The sequence below is a fragment of the Rhizobium sp. BT03 genome, from assembly GCF_030053155.1.
Classification (GTDB): domain Bacteria; phylum Pseudomonadota; class Alphaproteobacteria; order Rhizobiales; family Rhizobiaceae; genus Rhizobium.
The window spans coordinates 1,749,445-1,765,973 of sequence record NZ_CP125640.1 but is presented as its reverse complement, the minus strand read 5'-3'; the positions used below and the strand labels follow the sequence as shown (position 1 = coordinate 1,765,973).

At 64.4% G+C, this 16,529-nt stretch carries 14 protein-coding genes; 9 read left to right on the top strand and 5 right to left on the bottom strand.

Translation table 11 applies throughout. The features are described from left to right. Positions 1-261: 261 nt before the first annotated feature. Positions 262-3,153: an isoleucine--tRNA ligase gene (gene ileS / locus QMO80_RS08720; protein ID WP_283199709.1), complete on the top strand. Its 2,892-nt coding sequence runs from the start codon at positions 262-264 to the stop codon at positions 3,151-3,153. Positions 3,154-3,284: 131 nt separating this feature from the next. Continuing rightward, positions 3,285-3,914, top strand: a complete 630-nt coding sequence (locus tag QMO80_RS08715; RefSeq protein WP_283199708.1) for a hypothetical protein — start codon at positions 3,285-3,287, stop codon at positions 3,912-3,914. A gap of 264 nt (positions 3,915-4,178) precedes the next feature. On the opposite strand, the gene QMO80_RS08710 is transcribed toward QMO80_RS08715, so the two are convergent. Next, complete coding sequence (locus QMO80_RS08710) at positions 4,179-4,616, bottom strand: nucleoside deaminase (RefSeq protein WP_283200146.1); 438 nt, start codon at positions 4,614-4,616, stop codon at positions 4,179-4,181. Between the two features lie 90 nt (positions 4,617-4,706). Between QMO80_RS08710 and QMO80_RS08705 the strand changes: the two genes are divergently transcribed. The 3 genes from QMO80_RS08705 to QMO80_RS08695 are packed head-to-tail and all read left to right on the top strand — an operon-like array spanning position 4,707 to position 8,172. Continuing rightward, on the top strand, positions 4,707-6,737 hold the full coding sequence (locus QMO80_RS08705; protein ID WP_283199707.1) for a pseudouridine synthase: 2,031 nt from the start codon (positions 4,707-4,709) through the stop codon (positions 6,735-6,737). After that, on the top strand, positions 6,718-7,278 hold the full coding sequence (gene rsmD, locus QMO80_RS08700; RefSeq protein WP_283199706.1) for a 16S rRNA (guanine(966)-N(2))-methyltransferase RsmD: 561 nt from the start codon (positions 6,718-6,720) through the stop codon (positions 7,276-7,278). The genes QMO80_RS08705 and rsmD overlap by 20 nt, the downstream gene beginning before the upstream one ends. Before the next feature lie 12 nt (positions 7,279-7,290). Then, entirely contained in the window at positions 7,291-8,172 is an 882-nt protein-coding gene (locus tag QMO80_RS08695; protein ID WP_064836943.1) for a patatin-like phospholipase family protein, read from the top strand. A 4-nt stretch (positions 8,173-8,176) separates the two neighbouring features. Here QMO80_RS08695 and QMO80_RS08690 read toward each other — a convergent pair whose 3' ends face one another. The 4 genes from QMO80_RS08690 to QMO80_RS08675 form a co-directional block, all read right to left on the bottom strand. Further along, positions 8,177-8,632 carry a copper uptake system-associated protein gene (locus QMO80_RS08690; RefSeq protein WP_283199705.1) on the bottom strand — a complete coding sequence of 152 codons (456 nt, stop codon included), beginning with the start codon at positions 8,630-8,632 and terminating at the stop codon, positions 8,177-8,179. A gap of 12 nt (positions 8,633-8,644) precedes the next feature. Then, entirely contained in the window at positions 8,645-10,018 is a 1,374-nt protein-coding gene (locus QMO80_RS08685; protein WP_283199704.1) for a PepSY domain-containing protein, read from the bottom strand. An 88-nt stretch (positions 10,019-10,106) separates the two neighbouring features. Continuing rightward, positions 10,107-10,514: a hypothetical protein gene (locus QMO80_RS08680; RefSeq protein WP_283199703.1), complete on the bottom strand. Its 408-nt coding sequence runs from the start codon at positions 10,512-10,514 to the stop codon at positions 10,107-10,109. Between the two features lie 81 nt (positions 10,515-10,595). Continuing rightward, complete coding sequence (locus QMO80_RS08675) at positions 10,596-12,410, bottom strand: monovalent cation:proton antiporter-2 (CPA2) family protein (RefSeq protein ID WP_283199702.1); 1,815 nt, start codon at positions 12,408-12,410, stop codon at positions 10,596-10,598. A 119-nt stretch (positions 12,411-12,529) separates the two neighbouring features. Here QMO80_RS08675 and QMO80_RS08670 point away from each other — a divergent pair, with 119 nt between their 5' ends. The 4 genes from QMO80_RS08670 (at position 12,530) to waaA (ending at position 16,527) form a co-directional block, all read left to right on the top strand. After that, positions 12,530-13,876 (top strand): TldD/PmbA family protein, encoded by a 1,347-nt coding sequence (locus QMO80_RS08670; protein WP_283199701.1) that lies wholly within the window; start codon positions 12,530-12,532, stop codon positions 13,874-13,876. 44 nt (positions 13,877-13,920) lie between these two features. Next, on the top strand, positions 13,921-14,730 hold the full coding sequence (locus QMO80_RS08665) for a 3'(2'),5'-bisphosphate nucleotidase CysQ (protein ID WP_283199700.1): 810 nt from the start codon (positions 13,921-13,923) through the stop codon (positions 14,728-14,730). Between the two features lie 61 nt (positions 14,731-14,791). Next, the gene (locus QMO80_RS08660) at positions 14,792-15,031 is read left to right on the top strand and encodes a DUF4170 domain-containing protein (RefSeq protein WP_283199699.1); all 240 of its coding nucleotides are present in this window, start codon (positions 14,792-14,794) and stop codon (positions 15,029-15,031) included. Between the two features lie 176 nt (positions 15,032-15,207). Then, the gene (gene waaA / locus QMO80_RS08655) at positions 15,208-16,527 is read left to right on the top strand and encodes a lipid IV(A) 3-deoxy-D-manno-octulosonic acid transferase (protein ID WP_283199698.1); all 1,320 of its coding nucleotides are present in this window, start codon (positions 15,208-15,210) and stop codon (positions 16,525-16,527) included. Positions 16,528-16,529: the final 2 nt, after the last annotated feature.

Below are 16,529 nucleotides of genomic sequence, written 5' to 3'. Positions count from 1 at the left end.
AATCGCCGGCAATTCCAGCCATCGGTGCCGATTGCGGCCCCACGAATTCTGCTCTTCCTTTTCCGGGCAAAAACGCCTATGAACCGGCGCTATGACGAAATTTCGGCTGGCGATGACGATGCGAATTATCGGCCCGGCCTTCCGCGCGCGCTAAGCGGCCGGGAGGTCCGGGTTTTTGGCGCTTGCTTACGAGCGCTTCCGTCACCAGCTTTTTCACGCCGTTGCGCCCCTTCCTGGGCCGCCAGAAACGATTGTCCCGATATGACCGACACCGCCGAAAAGATCGACTATTCGAAAACCCTCTATTTGCCCGAAACCGATTTCCCGATGCGCGCCGGCCTGCCGCAAAAGGAGCCGGAGCTCGTCAAGCGCTGGCAGGAGATGGGGCTCTACAAGAAACTGCGCGCCTCGGCCGCCGGCCGCGAAAAGTTCGTGCTGCATGACGGCCCGCCCTATGCCAACGGCAACATCCATATCGGCCACGCGCTGAACAAGATCCTCAAGGACGTCATCAACCGCTCGTTCCAGATGCGCGGCTACGACGCCAATTACGTGCCCGGCTGGGATTGCCACGGCCTGCCGATCGAATGGAAGATCGAAGAGAAGTATCGCGAGAAGGGCAGGAACAAGGACGAGGTCCCGGTCAACGAATTCCGCCGGGAATGCCGTGAATTCGCCACCGGCTGGATCAAGACCCAGGCGGAAGAGTTCAAGCGTCTCGGCATCGAGGGCGACTTCGACAATCCCTACACGACGATGAACTTCCACGCGGAATCGCGCATCGCCGGCGAACTTTTGAAGATCGCCGCCAGCGGCCAGCTTTATCGCGGCTCCAAGCCGATCATGTGGTCGGTCGTCGAGCGCACGGCACTGGCCGAGGCCGAAGTCGAGTATCAGGACTACGAGAGCGACACGATCTGGGTGAAATTCCCCGTCGTCGAGGGCCCGGCTGCGTTGAAAGATGCCTTCGTGGTCATCTGGACGACGACGCCCTGGACGATCCCCGGCAACCGCGCGGTCTCCTTTTCCGCGCGTGTCTCCTACGGTCTCTACGAGGTAACGGCTGCCGAGAACGATTTTGGTCCGCGTCCCGGCGAAAAGCTGATCTTTGCCGACAAACTGGCTGAGGAATCCTTCGCCAAGTCAAAGCTGCAGTACAAGCGCCTGAGCGATGTCTCTGCGGCCGACTTCGCAGCGATGGCCTGCGCGCATCCCTTCAAGGGTCTGGACGGCGGCTATGAATTCGCCGTGCCATTGCTCGATGGCGATCACGTCACCGACGATGCCGGTACCGGTTTCGTGCACACGGCACCCAGCCACGGCCGCGAAGACTTCGATGCCTGGATGTCGGCCGTCCGCACGCTTGAGGCGCGTGGCATCGACTCCAAAATCCCGTTCCCGGTCGATGACGGCGGCTTCTACACGTCGGACGCCCCCGGCTTCGAGGGCGCCCGCGTCATCGACGACAACGGCAAGAAGGGCGATGCCAACGACCGCGTCATCAAGGCGCTGATCGCCCGCGGCGCGCTCTTTGCCCGCGGCCGGCTGAAACATCAGTATCCGCATTCCTGGCGCTCGAAGAAGCCGGTGATCTTCCGCAACACGCCGCAATGGTTCGTCTATATGGACAAGACCCTTGCCGACGGCACGACGCTGCGTTCGCGCGCGCTGGGTGCGATCGACGACACGCGCTTCGTGCCCGCCGCCGGCCAGAACCGCTTGCGCGCCATGATCGAGGGCCGCCCGGACTGGGTTCTTTCCCGTCAAAGAGCATGGGGCGTGCCGATCGCCGTCTTTGCCGACGATGAGGGCGAGGTCCTGGTCGATGACGCCGTCAACGCCCGCATCCTCGAAGCCTTCGAACAGGAGGGCGCCGACGCCTGGTTCGCCGATGGCGCCAAGGAACGTTTCCTCGGCAACGATCATGACCATTCCCGCTGGAAGCAGGTCATGGATATCCTCGACGTCTGGTTCGATTCCGGCTCGACGCACACCTTCACGCTCGAAGACCGCCCTGACCTGAAGTGGCCGGCCGATCTTTATCTCGAAGGCTCCGACCAGCATCGCGGCTGGTTCCATTCCTCGCTCCTGGAATCGGCTGCCACCCGCGGCCGCGCGCCTTACAACGCCGTCCTCACCCATGGCTTCACCATGGACGAGAAGGGCGAGAAGATGTCGAAGTCGAAGGGCAACGTCACCGCGCCGCAGGAAGTGATGAAGGATGCCGGCGCCGACATCCTGCGCCTCTGGGTGATGACCTCGGATTATGCCGACGACCTGCGCGTCGGCAAGACGATCATCCAGACCAATGTCGACGCCTATCGCAAGCTCCGCAACACCATCCGCTGGATGCTCGGCACGCTTGCTCATGACAAGGGTGAGGAGATCGCCTTTGCCGATCTTCCGGAGCTGGAGCAGCTGATGCTGCACCGGCTTGCCGAACTCGACGAGCTGGTGCGCGAGAATTACGATGCCTTCGACTTCAAGAAGATCGCCCGCGCGCTGATCGATTTCGCCAATGTCGAGCTTTCGGCCTTCTATTTCGATGTTCGCAAGGACGCGCTCTATTGCGACGCGCCGTCGAGCCTGCGCCGGCGCGCCAGCCTGCACGTCATCCGCCGGATCTTCGACTGCATGGTGACCTGGCTTGCCCCGATGCTGCCCTTCACCACCGAGGAAGCCTGGCTGTCGCGCAACCCCGCCGCCGTTTCCGTGCATCTGGAGCAGTTTGCCCCGGTTGCCAAGGAATGGCGCAACGATGCCCTGGCCGAGAAGTGGAAGAAGATCCGCGCCGTCCGCTCGGTCGTCACCGGCGCTCTGGAAATCGAGCGCAAGGACAAGCGCATCGGCTCCTCGCTGGAAGCTGCTCCCGTCGTCCACATCGCCGATCCGGAGCTCATCAAGGCGCTCGAGGGGCAGGACTTCACCGAAGTCTGCATCACCTCGGCCATCGAGATTGCGGCCGGCGAAGGCCCGGCGGAGGCTTTCCGCCTTGCCGAGGTGCCCTTGGTCAGCGTCGTGCCGAAGCTTGCCGAGGGCGAGAAATGCGCCCGCTCCTGGCGCATCACCAGGGATGTCGGTTCCGATCCCGAATATCCCGATGTCTCGGCCCGTGACGCTGCCGCCCTTCGCGAGCTTGCGCTGCACAAGTGAAGAATATTGCCGGGTGAATTGCGCTTTCGCGGTTCATCCGGTAAAAGCTGCCTGAAAATGGCCGGATTTTTGCGTCAGGGGGACGGTTGTCCGGTTGGGCAACGATTGCACCGGTGGCTGGAAGGGTTTTCATGTTCGCAACGCATTGGTTCCGTATGGGCGCCTGCCTGTCTGTTGTCATGGCGGGATGCTCCCTGGTGTCCAGCTGCGCCAGCAGCCCGACCTACGGCACCGACAAAACAGCCATGGAGCAGCTGACCGACGACCTCGGCCAGTCCGTGTCGCTGACCGGGCCCGACCCGAAGAACAAGGGTGTCAAGTACACGCCGCGCCCGACGCTCGTGCTGCCGGCCCAGGCGCAGAGGGAGACCCTTGTGGCGCCGCAGCCGACGGTCGCCAACAAGGACAATCCGCAATGGATTGAATCGCCCGAGGAAACCCGCGCCCGCCTGGTTTCCGAGGCCGACGCCAATTCCGACAATCCGAACTACCGCTCGCCGCTGGCAAGCTCCGCCATCGAAGGCGGCCGGCGCACGACGGAAGCCCAGACCAAGGCCTATCGCGAAGCCCGCGCCCTGCAGAAGGGCTCCTACGTCGATCAGCGCCGTTATATTTCCGACCCGCCGCCCGGCTACCGCACCGTCGACGACCCGGCAAAGCTCGACGATGTCGGCGAGCCCGAGCTGAAGAAGCAGAAGAAGCGCAAGAAGGACGCGGCGATCGCCAATAGCGGCAAGCAGTGGTGGAACTTCCTGCAATAGCGGCTTGTCTAGCCGCTGAGGCGCCGCCCCAGGAGACCGGCGAGGCCAGCCCCTCATCCGCCTGCCGGCACCTTCTCCCCGCTTGCGGGGCGAAGGGGATATGCCGCAACCTCTCCGTCCCTCGCCACCATCTCGCAGGGCACGTCCCCTCGCCCCGTTTACGGGGGTCCGCAGGACGGGTCGAGACCCATGGCTCGACCCGGCAAGGGTTAGGGTGAGGGGCAGTTACGAGCGCGACAGTCGAAGATGGCGACGCGCCTCAGGCTACGGCACTTCTCTTTTCTGCGAAAAAAACGTCCGCATTATCTCCGCCGATTGCACCTCGTTGAAGCCGGAATAGACCTCCGGGGCGTGGTGACAGGTCGGCTGCGCGTAAAATCGCACGCCATTGTCGACGCCGCCGCCCTTCGGGTCTTCGGCGCCGTAATAGAGCCTGCGGATACGCGCAAACGAGATGGCTGCCGCGCACATGGTGCAAGGCTCGAGCGTCACATAGAGATCGGCGCCAACAAGGCGCTCCTGTCCGAGCGCTTCGCAGGCCAGCCGGATTGCGGCGATTTCGGCATGTGCGGTCACGTCATTGAGCTCGCGTGTGCGGTTTCCCGAGCGTGAAACGGCGATATCGTCGATGACTACGACGGCGCCGATCGGCACCTCGCCGCGTTCTCCGGCGGCACGCGCCTCTTCGAGCGCCATTTCCATGAAACGATTTGTCTTCACGATCGCACGAATTTCCACTTAACCGCAGATGCGTGACCTGATAGACAGGCCCAAAAGGCAGGCAAACAACAAATGACACCCAAAGACAAGCCAAAACGCCCGGGCGCAAAGCCCTTTTCACGCGACGACAGGCCGAAGGCCGGCGCGAAGTCGGGCGGCGTGAAGCCGGCAAAGGCTGCGATCGCGGCCGAGACCGAAGGCGAGGCCAAGGCCGAACGCATTTCCAAGGTGATGGCGCGCGCCGGCGTCGCCTCCCGCCGCGACATCGAGCGCATGATCATGGAAGGCCGCGTGACGCTGAACGGCGCGGTTCTCGACACTCCGGTCGTCAACGTCACGCTGGCCGATCGCATCGAGGTCGACGGCGTGCCGATCCGCGGCATTGAGCGCACCAGGCTGTGGCTCTATCACAAGCCGGCCGGGCTGGTGACCACCAATGCCGATCCGGAAGGCCGCGCGACCGTCTTCGACAACCTGCCGGAAGAACTGCCGCGCGTCATGTCGATCGGCCGTCTCGATATCAACACCGAAGGCCTGCTGCTGCTGACCAATGACGGCGGTCTTGCCCGTGCGCTCGAGCTGCCGGCGACCGGCTGGCTGCGCCGCTACCGTGTCCGCGCCCATGGCGACATCGATCAGGACGCTCTCGACAAGCTGAAGGACGGCATTGCCGTCGACGGCGTGCTCTACGGTTCGATCGAGGCGACGCTCGACCGCACGCAGGGCTCGAACGTCTGGATCACCATGGGTCTTCGCGAAGGCAAGAACCGCGAAATCAAGAACGTGATGGGCGCGCTCGGCCTCGACGTCAATCGTCTGATCCGCATCTCCTACGGCCCGTTCCAGCTCGGCGACTTACCGGAAGGCCATGTCATCGAAGTGCGCGGCCGCACGCTTCGCGACCAGCTCGGCCCGCGCCTGATCGAGGAAGCCAAGGCGAATTTCGATGCGCCGATCTATAACGCGCCGGCGGTTGCCGCCGAGGAAGAGGCTGAAGCCCCAGTACCGGAAAGGCGCGAGCAGCGTCCGCGCCGCGACGAGGACAAGCGCGAACGGGCGCTGAGCCGCCTCGATACCAAGCGCGACGATCGCCGCGGTGGCGGGCGTAGAGATGACGACCGCCGCGATGGCGGCCGCTTCGACGACGACAAGCCGAAACGTCCCCAGCCGCTCGGCCAGCGCCGCAGCGCCAATGTCTGGATGGCGCCGGGCGCCCGGCCGCTCGGCGAAAAAGCTGCGGCGAAAGCTGCCAAGAATGAGCAGACCGCGCGCCGGCGCGGCGAGCAGGTGCCGGCAAAAAGCACCGGTTCCCACCATATCGAGGATCGCCCGCGCACACAGATCAATCGGGTGCGCGAAGAGGACGGCGAATGGATCCGCTCGAGCGAGCAGCCCAATCGCAAGGATGAAGGCGAAGGCCGCGGCCGCAAGCGTCCGTTCGGGGATCGTCCGGGCCGTGAAGAGCGCGGTTTTGGTGACCGCGCGGCCCGCGGCGACCGCAGACCCCGTGAAGGGGGTGACGAACGTCCGCGTAGCAGAAGCTCTGCCGGTGAAGGCCGTCCCGAGCGTCCGCGCGGCGATCGGCCTTTCGGTGATCGTCCCTCGCGTGGCGACCGGCCCTTCGGCGACAAGCCGCGCGGGGATCGCAAACCGCGTGGCGATGGTGACGAACGCCCTCGTGCCGCCAGATCCTCCACCGGTGAGGCCCGTTCGGAGCGTCCGCGCGGTGACCGGCCTTTCGGGGATCGTCCTTCGCGTGGCGACCGCTCCTTCGGCGATAAGCCGCGGGGTCAACGCAGGCCGCGCGACGACGGTGATGAACGTCCGCGCGCAGCCAGAAGTTTTGCCGGCGAAGGCCGCTCCGAGCGTCCGCGTGGCGAGAAATCCTTCGGCGACAAATCTGCGGGCGGCCGGCCTTCGGGCGATAAGCCGCGCGGCAAGGGCTTTGGCGCCAAGCCGGGCGCGGCCAAGAATTTTTCCGGTAAGCCGAAGGACGCCAAATCAGGCGGCGACAGACCGGGCGGCGACAGGCCCGCGGGCGGGCCGTCCAGAGGTGGTGGAAAAGGAAAGGGAATGACGCGCGGTGCGGATCGTCGGCGGTGAATTTCGCGGACGGCCTCTCGCCGTGCCAAAATCCAACGAGATCCGGCCGACTGCCGACCGGACGCGCGAGAGCCTGTTCAATATATTGAGCCATGCCTATCCTGAGTGCGTCGATGGCACCCGGATTCTCGACCTTTTTGCCGGAACCGGCGCCGTCGGCCTCGAAGCCGTGTCGCGCGGCTGTCGTCATGCGCTCTTCGTCGAAAACAGCGTCGAGGGCAGGGCGCTGCTCTGGGAAAACATCGATGCGCTCGGCCTGCACGGCCGCACCCGCATCCTGCGCCGCGATGCGACCGATCTCGGCAGCGTCGGCAATCTCGAAGCTTTCGATGTGCTGTTTGCCGACCCGCCCTATGGCAAGGGCCTCGGCGAAAAGGCGATGGCGGCGGCCGCCCAGGGCGGCTGGCTCAGGCCCGGCGCGATCGCGGTGCTCGAAGAACGCGCCGATATTGTCGTTTCCGTGCATCCTTCTTATGTTTTCCTGGAAAGCCGCATCTTTGGCGATACGAGGGTGCATTTCTTCCGGTATCAGCCGCAATAAGCGGGGGCGGGCGTGCAGCAGGCAGAGATTATCAGCCCGAAACTGCCTGCGATCAGCGACCTTCCGACGGTCGCCGTCGCTTTCGGCGGCGGTGGCGCGCGCGGACTTGCCCACATCCATATCATCGAGACGCTCGACGAACTCGGCATCCGCCCGGTGGCGATATCGGGTTCGTCGATGGGCGCGATCATGGGGGCCGGCATGGCTGCCGGCATGTCGGGGGCCGAAATCCGCGAACATGCGCTGACGACCGTCGGCAACAAGACGGCGGTCGTCGCCCGCATCTGGGGCCTGCGGCCGGCGACGGTGCGCGATGCGGTGGCCAAGGGCATCCGCATCGGCCAGTTCAATCTGGAGCGGATCCTGAAAGCCTTTCTGCCGGCCGAGTTGCCGGCCCGCTTCGAGGATCTGCTGGTGCCGATGAAGGTCATCACCACGGATTATTACGGGCAGAACGAAGTCATCATCGAAGAAGGCGAGCTGTTTCCGGCGCTTGCCGCTTCTTCCGCTATCCCTGCCGTCTTCATGCCGGTGCGCCTGCGCGGCCGGGTGATGATCGACGGCGGTATCAGCAATCCGGTGCCCTATGAACCGCTGATGGATCTTGCCGATATCGTCGTCGGCATCGATGTCGTCGGCGCGCCGGAAGGCGACGGCACCCATATTCCGAACCGCATGGAGAGCATCTTCGGCTCCGGCCAGCTGATGATGCAGACGGCGATCACGCTGAAGCTGAAGCTCTGCCAGCCGCATATCTTCCTGCGCCCGGCCGTCGGCCGCACCGGCGTCATGGATTTTCTCAAGGCCCGCGAGGTCCTGGCCATGTCCGCCGGCGTCAAGGACGAGCTGAAATTCGCCCTCGACCGGGAAATCGAAGCGCGGCTGAAGCGCTGAAGCGCTACTGGGCGTGGCCCTCATGGCCGCCGCCCGCGTCATTCGATGCCTCGTTCATCAGCATGACCGTGCCCTCGAAGCTAGAGAGCAGTGCAAGCGTGGAGGAATCGATGTTCGCCTCGGCATCCCGCAGTTTCGCAGCCAGCGCGGCCGCGTCATTTGCGGAAAGCCCGATCTTCTCCAGCGTACCGGCATCCTTCAGACTGTCGCCGCTGCAGAGATAGATGTTCCAGCCATGATGCGCCTTTTTCATCAGGGCGCGTCCGCCGCGCCCGTCCTGGCGCCAGCCGACGATCGCCCAATCGGCCTGAACGGCGACGACCGGCGTGAGGTCCAGGGGCTTGTCCGCCGTTTCGAACATCAGCTTCAGCCTGGCCGGGATCGCCTGCTGCGGATCGTCGTCTGCGGAGGCCATGGATGCGAGCAACACGCAGGCAAGAAGAGCAATGATCGTCTTCATCTTTTGGTCTCCTCAGGCGAGAACGCGTTTCAGCACGGGCACGAAGCGCACGACGATCTGGTCGAAGGCGATCATGGCGACGATGGCGAGCCCGCTCATCGGGAAGGCGATGGCAAAGATCCCGGTAATCAGCCACAGGCCGTAATAGACCGAGCGCTTTGGCGGCATGGGCGGCACGCCGAGCCGGCCCGCCGGGCGCCGTTTCCACCACATGATGACACCGGTCACGCAGCTCAGAATAATTGCCAGGCAGGTTGCGAGCATCAGCAGCTGGTTGAAGCGCCCCCATTCCTGTCCCTGGTGGACATTGATGCCCCACTCGATCGCCTTGCCGAGGAACGGATACTGATCGAAGCCGATATCGATCAGCGGTTTGCCCGAATACTGGTCGATATGGATGGTGCGTTCGTCGGTGAGATCGTCGGGATAGAGCGAGGCGGTATAGACGCCCGTCTCGTCGGAGGGAATGGCCACATCGAAGCCCGGCGCCATGCCCAGCCGCTTGGCAATCTCCACGGCTTTGTCGAGGCCGATCGGCTTGGCCGATTGCGCTCTAGCGATATCGGAAAGCGGAACCGGCGCCTTCTCGACGATCCAGCCGCTCTTCGGCAGGATGTCCTCGGTGACCTTCTGCGATTTCGGCACGTCGTCCCAGAGCTGGACGGGATAGCCGAGTCCGTGTTCGGTCAGCCAGGCATTGGCGTTCGCCCCCCAATAGCCCGACCACGGCATGCCTGTTATCGCCAGGAAGAAGATCAGCACACCGGCGAAGGCGCCCGTCACCGCATGCAGGTCACGCCAGAAAACCCGGCGGCCCGGCGTTCCCCGCACGCTGACGACGCCGCCCGTCTGCCGGCGCGGCCACCAGAGATAGATGCCGGTGACGACGAGCACCATGGCAAAGCCGCCGGTGATCTCGATCAGCCGGTTCGTTATACCGCCGAAATAAGCCAGGCTGTGGATGCGCTTGACGACGTAATTGAACTCCTCGGTCGATCCGACCACATCGAGCACCTTGCCGTCGTAAGGGTTGACGAAGACCAGCGTCGCGCCGGCATCGCCGGCGACGGTGACGATGGCCGATCGCTCAGGTCCGGCCGGCTCCTTGTAGGAGGTTGCGGCCGCGCCCGGCACCGCGGCAGCGGCGATTTCCACGATCCGCTCGGCCGGCAGCGCCTGGCCGGAGGGCTGGACGGTATAACGGTAGCCGAAGAAGCTGTTGTTGATCTCGTCCTTGAAGAGATAGAGCGATCCGGTCACGGCCAGATTGAGCATGAAGGGTATGACCAGAAGCCCGGCAAAGAAATGCCAGCGCCAGATGGCGCGGTAGAGCGAAACGCCGCTGGCGGCGTGCTGCGCCGGTTCGGCGGCAGTGATAGTCGACATGAAGATGGATCCGTATCCGTGGCCGACTGCGGGAGCGCAGTTCAGCCGGCGTTGAAGGCGCGTCACGGCGCCTGCCGCAACACGAGGTTCAGGTCAGGAGCGGATCGGAAGGGGGAGCGCGAGGACCTGAGTTGGGCGGGAAAAGCCGGCGATGAAAGACCTCGGCCCGGATCGGCAATTCGACCGCGACCGCAAAGCCTATGGGAGCGCCCGCCACATCCATCGGCGCCGGCAGCAGCGTCGAGGCGCCGATCCGGCAGGCCTCGCAACCATGCGAATGGGTTTTGTCGTGCTGGCCTTGGTCGGCCTTGTCGCTGACGGTGACGCAAAGCGTCGGCAGCGTTCCATCGGGCAGCACATATTCAGCGAATTCAGCCGGACCGGGATCGCCGGCGGCGGCGTTGGGAGCCTGATGGGCGAATCCGACAAGAACGAGCGCGGCCGCGCACAGGATGCGCAGTGCCCATTGCTCGATCTGTCTCGCCCGTCTGATCAACTGTCCCTCTCCGATCGCCCGCTGATAAACGCCGCCGGGTTCATATTCAATGCGTCAATTTCGCCGACCGCTAGGCGGCGATCAGGCCTCCGCCGTCGCATCGACCGTTCCCGCCAGCGGATCGTCCTCGAAGGGATCGGCGGCGCGTTTCGGCTTGACCAGCGGTTCGGGGCGGACGGGATGGGAAAACAGCATGTCGCGCCCGGCCTGCAACCCCTCGGACACCTGCAGCACCAGCCGCGCTTCGTCGCGCTTGCGGATATCCTCGCCGATCTCATAGGCGTCGACTTCGGAAACGCCGAGCGCCTCCAGCGTCCGCCGCCCGAACAGCAGGCCGGATTCCAGCGTTTCGCGCAGCTCGTAATCGACGCCCTTGTTGCGCAGTTCGATCGAATGGATGCGGTCGTAGGAGCGCACGTAGAGCCTAGTGTGCGGATAGTCCGCCTGCACCAGCTCCACCACCTTGTCGGTGACCTCCTTCTTCTGCGTGCAGACGAGCACGATCTTTGCCCGGTCGATGCCGGCCGAGCGCAGCACGTCCTTGCGGGTGCCGTCGCCGAAATAGATGCGGAAGCCGAAAGAGGAGGCTTGGCGGATGCGGTCCGCCGAAAATTCGATGACGGTGACGCTGCGCCCGCCGGCAAGCAGAATCTGCGCGGCGATCTGGCCGAAACGGGAGAAGCCGACCATCAGCACGTCGGCGCCGGCGCCCTCGAAATCCTCGTCCAGCTCCTCATGCTCGTCGCCGCTGAGCAGCCGCTTCGAAAGGGCCGCGCCGATCGGCGTCAGCGCCATGGACAGCGTCACGATCGCCACCAGCAGCGAGGCCGTGCTCGTCGACATCAGCCCGGTGACATCAGCCGCGGTAAACAGCACGAAACCGAATTCGCCACCCTGCGGCAGCAGGAAGGCGATGCGGATCGCATCGTCATGCGGAGACCCCGAAATCCGGCAGAGCCCGTAGATGATGATCGCCTTGACCGCCATGACGATCGGCACGGTGAGGATGACGAAGAGGGCATTGTCGGCGAGAACGTCGAGCTGCAGCGACAGGCCGACGGCGATGAAGAAGATGGCGAGCAGCACGCCGCGGAAAGGCTCGATGTCGGCCTCCAACTCGTGCCGATAGGAGGATTCGGCCAGCATCACGCCGGAGAGGAAGGCGCCCATCGCCATCGAAAGCCCGGCAAGCTGCATCAGGCTCGCCGATCCCATGACGACGAAAAGGGCGGCGGCGATCATCGCCTCACGGGCGCCGGTGCGGGCGATGACCTGGAAGAGCGGCGTCAGCAGGTAGCGCCCGGCGACGACCATCGCCGCGACCGCGCCGACGGCGACCGCGAAATCGGCAAGCGGCGCATGGTTGCCCTTGCCGCCGCCGTCGAGCACGGTGATCAGCGCCAAGAGCGGCACGATCGCCAGGTCCTGGAACAGCAGCATCGAGAAGGAGCGCTGCCCATATCTGGTGTTGACGTCGGCGTCGCCCTCGAGGATCTGCATGGCGAAGGCCGTCGAAGACAGCGCCAGGCCGAAGCCGGCGACGATGCTGCCGCGCCAGTCGAGCACTTCAGAAAACCAGGCGAGCGCAGTCAGCGCCAGGCCGGTCACCACCACCTGCGCCGTGCCGAGGCCGAAAATATCGCGCCGCATCTGCCAGAGGCGGCTGGGTTTCAATTCCAGCCCGATGATGAACAGCAGGAAGACGACCCCGAGCTCGGCGACGGCAAGGATCTGTTCGCCGTCGGTGATGCCGTGGAAAACCGGGCCGATGACGATGCCGGCGGCGAGATAGCCGAGCACCGTGCCGAGCCCGAGCTTCTTGAAGATCGGCGCGGCGACCACCGCTCCGCCGAGCAACAGGATCGTTTCGGAAAAAAAGGCATTGGGCGCGGACATCAGGGCGATTTCTTTCGGGTGGCGGGAACAGGCCGGCAGCCCCGACAAAGAATCGGCGGCGGCGGCCTTGATGCTTGGAAGAGTGCACAATAAATGGAAGCCGAAGGAAAGGCCAAATCATGTCCTCAGAAATCGATTCCTCGACACTTCTTTCCCGCGCAAGTCAATTGATCGATCTGGCCAGGAAGGCGGGGGCCGATGCCGCCGATGCCGTCGTCGTCCGGTCACGCTCGCAATCGGTCAGCGTTCGCCTCGGCAAGGTCGAGGGCACGGAATCCTCCGAAAGCGACGATTTTTCGCTGCGCGTCTTCATCGGCAAGCGCGTCGCCAGCGTTTCGGCCAATCCGGGCTTCGATCTCCAGGCGCTTGCCGAACGCGCCGTCGCCATGGCCAAAGTCTCGCCGGAAGACCCTTTCGCTTGCTTGGCGGATGAGGCGAATCTTTCGAAATCCTATCCCGACCTGCAATTGCTCGATACCACCGCGGTCTCCTCCGAGATGCTGCGCGAGGCGGCTCTTGCCGCCGAGACGGCTGCCCTTGCGGTCAAGGGTGTCACCAATTCCTCCGGCGCCGGCGCCTCGGCCGGCATGGGCGGCCTGGTTCTGGCCACCTCGCACGGTTTCGAAGGCAGCTACATGGCCTCGCGTTTCGGCCATTCCGTCAGCGTCATCGCCGGCGAAGGCACCGGCATGGAGCGCGACTATGACTACGACAGCCGCCTCTATTATGCAGAGCTCGACGATCCCGCCGAAATCGGCCGCCGCGCCGGCGAACGGGTGGTCAAGCGCATCAATCCGCGCCAGGTGCCGACCGGCAAGGACGTCACCGTCATCTTCGACCCGCGCGTCGCCCGCGGTTTCGTCGGCCATATCGCCGGCGCGATCAATGGCGCCGCCGTCGCCCGCAAGTCGAGCTTCCTGCGCGACAGGATGGGTCAGCAGGTGCTGAAATCGGGCCTGTCGATCACCGACGATCCGCTGGTCGTGCGCGGCCCCTCCTCACGGCCCTTCGACGGCGAGGGCGTATCGGGCGAGCGGCTGGTGATGATCGAGGACGGTGTCCTCAAGCACTGGTTCCTGTCGACCTCGACCGGGCGCGAACTCGGTCTTCAGACCAACGGCCGCGGCGTGCGCGGCGGCACCGCCGTCTCGCCGTCCTCCACCAACCTTGCGCTCGAACCCGGCGACGTCACGCCGGAGGACCTGATCCGCAGCGTCGGCAATGGCTTTTATGTCACCGAATTGATCGGCCACGGCGTCAACATGATCACCGGCGAATACAGCCGCGGCGCCACCGGTTTCTGGATCGAGAACGGAGAACTGACCTTCCCGGTCTCCGAGGTGACGATCGCCTCGAACCTCAAGGAGATGTTCATGCGCCTGACGCCGGCAAACGACATCGACCGCAAGTTCGGCGTCGCGGCCCCGACCTTCGCCATCGAAGGCATGACGCTGGCTGGCCAATAAGAAATGGTCAGTGAGAAACGGACGGCAGGAAACGGATTGACGGGATGAATGATAGGGATAAGGCCCGTTGGCAGAGCGATCTCACGCTGATTGCCGATGCTGCCAAAGAGGCCGGTGCGGTTGCGTTCGGCTTCTTCAACCAGTCTCCCGAGGTCTGGTGGAAAAACGGCGACCGCTCCCCCGTCAGCGCCGCCGATTTTGCCGCCAACAAGACGCTCGAAACCATTCTGCGCAAGGCCCGGCCGGATTATGGCTGGCTGTCCGAGGAAACCGACGATGATGCCGGCCGCCTCTCGCATGAGACGCTGTTCATCGTCGACCCGATCGACGGCACGCGCGCCTTTCTCGGCGGGCAGAAGGTCTGGTGCGTCAGCGTGGCGGTCGTTCATCGCGGCCGGCCGGTCGCCGGCGTGCTCTATGCGCCGGCGCTTGAGGAGCTTTATGAGGCGGTCGACGGCGGCTTGGCGACGAAAAATGGCGTGCCCGTCACCGTCTCCGCCGCCGGACCGGAGGAGACGAGCCGCCTGGCAGTCGGCGAGGACCTGTTGAAGACCTTTCCGCCGGAATTTCGCGACCGGGTCAGCCGCCAGAAACACATTCCCTCGCTTGCCTATCGCATCGCCATGGTGGCGGACGGGCGTCTCGAAGGCACCTTCGTCAAGGGCAATTCGCATGATTGGGATCTGGCCGCCGCCGATCTGATCCTCAGCCGCGCCGGCGGTGGCCTCGTCGACCTCGAAGACAGGCCGATCGTCTACAACAGCGCCGACGTGACCCACAACGTCCTCTGCGCAGCGCCCACGCCCCGCATCGGCGAGTTTCTCGCGGCCTTTGCGGGACGACGAGACAGTTGACGTTTCCGTCAAAATCCCGCAGATGGGGTGGCGGAGGAGAATAGCAGAAAGAGAACAAAAAATGACTGACTCCGGTGACAAGAAGCAGCTTTTGCATCTCGTTTTTGGCGGCGAACTGGAAAGCCTCGATGACGTCCAGTTCCGCGATCTGAAGGGCCTCGATATCGTCGGGATTTTCCCGGATTATGCCACGGCGCTGACGGCCTGGAAGTCGAAGGCGCAGCAGACGGTCGACAATGCGCATATGCGCTACTTCATCGTCCATATGCATCGTCTGCTCGATCCGCAGGAAAAGGCCTGAAGCAACCGACCCTGGCAGGGCGGCCGGCCGATCGACGCTCGGCGGGCGGCCTTCGTGCATCGGGCGCCCGTCGATCGGATTGTTTGACGCATTCTGAACAAATTGATCGGCCATTGCGGCCGCAACGATAATGAGGGAATGGGTTTGATGTCGATCTTGGATCGGAGACTGGCGCGATGAGCTCCCGGATGGCGCGCTTCGGTCTGAGCGCATACCGTCTGGCGGGAACCGTGGCCTCTCCTGTCGTCGGCCTCTATATCACCTACCGCACGGCCAAGGGCAAGGAAGACCGGGCGCGCCGGCTGGAGCGCTTCGGCTATCCGAGCGCCAACCGGCCGCAGGGCCCGCTCGTCTGGTTCCATGCCGCAAGTGTCGGTGAAACCAATGCCGTCATCCCGCTGATCCGTGAAATCCGCCGCCGCGACATCCATGTCATTTTGACCACCGGTACCATCACCTCCGCCAGGCTCGCCGCCGAGCGGCTCGGCAGCGAAGCGATCCACCAATATGTGCCGCTCGACCTGAAGCCCTCGGTCAGCCGCTTCCTCGATTACTGGCAGCCCGATTGCGCCATCATCGCCGAATCCGAGATCTGGCCGGCAACGGTGCTGGAACTCGGCCGCCGCCGCATTCCGCAGATCCTGATCAATGCCCGCATGTCGGACCGTTCCTTTGCCCGCTGGCGCCGCCGCCCGGCCATCGCCGAAGCCTTGTTCGAGAATCTCGCCCTCGTCATCGCCCAGTCGGATATCGATGCCGAACGTTTCCGCGATCTCGGCGCCGTTCCCGTCATCACCTCGGGTAATCTGAAGGTCGATACCGACGCACCCCCTTATGACGGCGCGGTCCTTGCCCGCTACAAGAAGCAGATCGGCGACCGCAAGACCTGGGCGGCGATCTCGACCTTCGACGGCGAGGAGAATGCCGCCGCCATCGTCCATCGGGCGCTGAGGGAGCGCGATCGTCAATTGACGATCATCGTGCCGCGTCACCCCGAGCGCTGCGACGAGATTGAGGCGGCCCTGGTCAAGCAGGGGCTGAAGGTCGCCCGCCGCACCCGTGACGACGTCCTGTCGGCCGATGTCGATATTTTCCTCGGCGATACGATCGGCGAAATGGGCCTCTATTTGCGGCTGACGGAAATCGCTTTCGTCGGCCGTTCGCTCTTTGCCGAAGGTGGCCAGAACCCGCTGGAGCCCGCCATGCTCGGCTGCGCCGTTCTCTCCGGCGGCCATGTGCAGAATTTCCGCGACGCCTATCAGAAGCTTGCCCGCAGCGGCAGCGCCCGCATGGTGCGCGACACCGAAATGCTGGCCAAGGGCGTGCATTACCTTTTGACCAATGACGAAGCCCGCCGCAACATGATCGAGGCCGGCATCACCGCCGTGCACGAGATGCGCGGTGCGCTGACCGCTACCGTCAAGGGGCTGGAACCCTATATCAATCCGCTGACGGTGAAGGCGCGGCTGCTGCCCAAGGCCGTGGCCCAGGTCTGAGG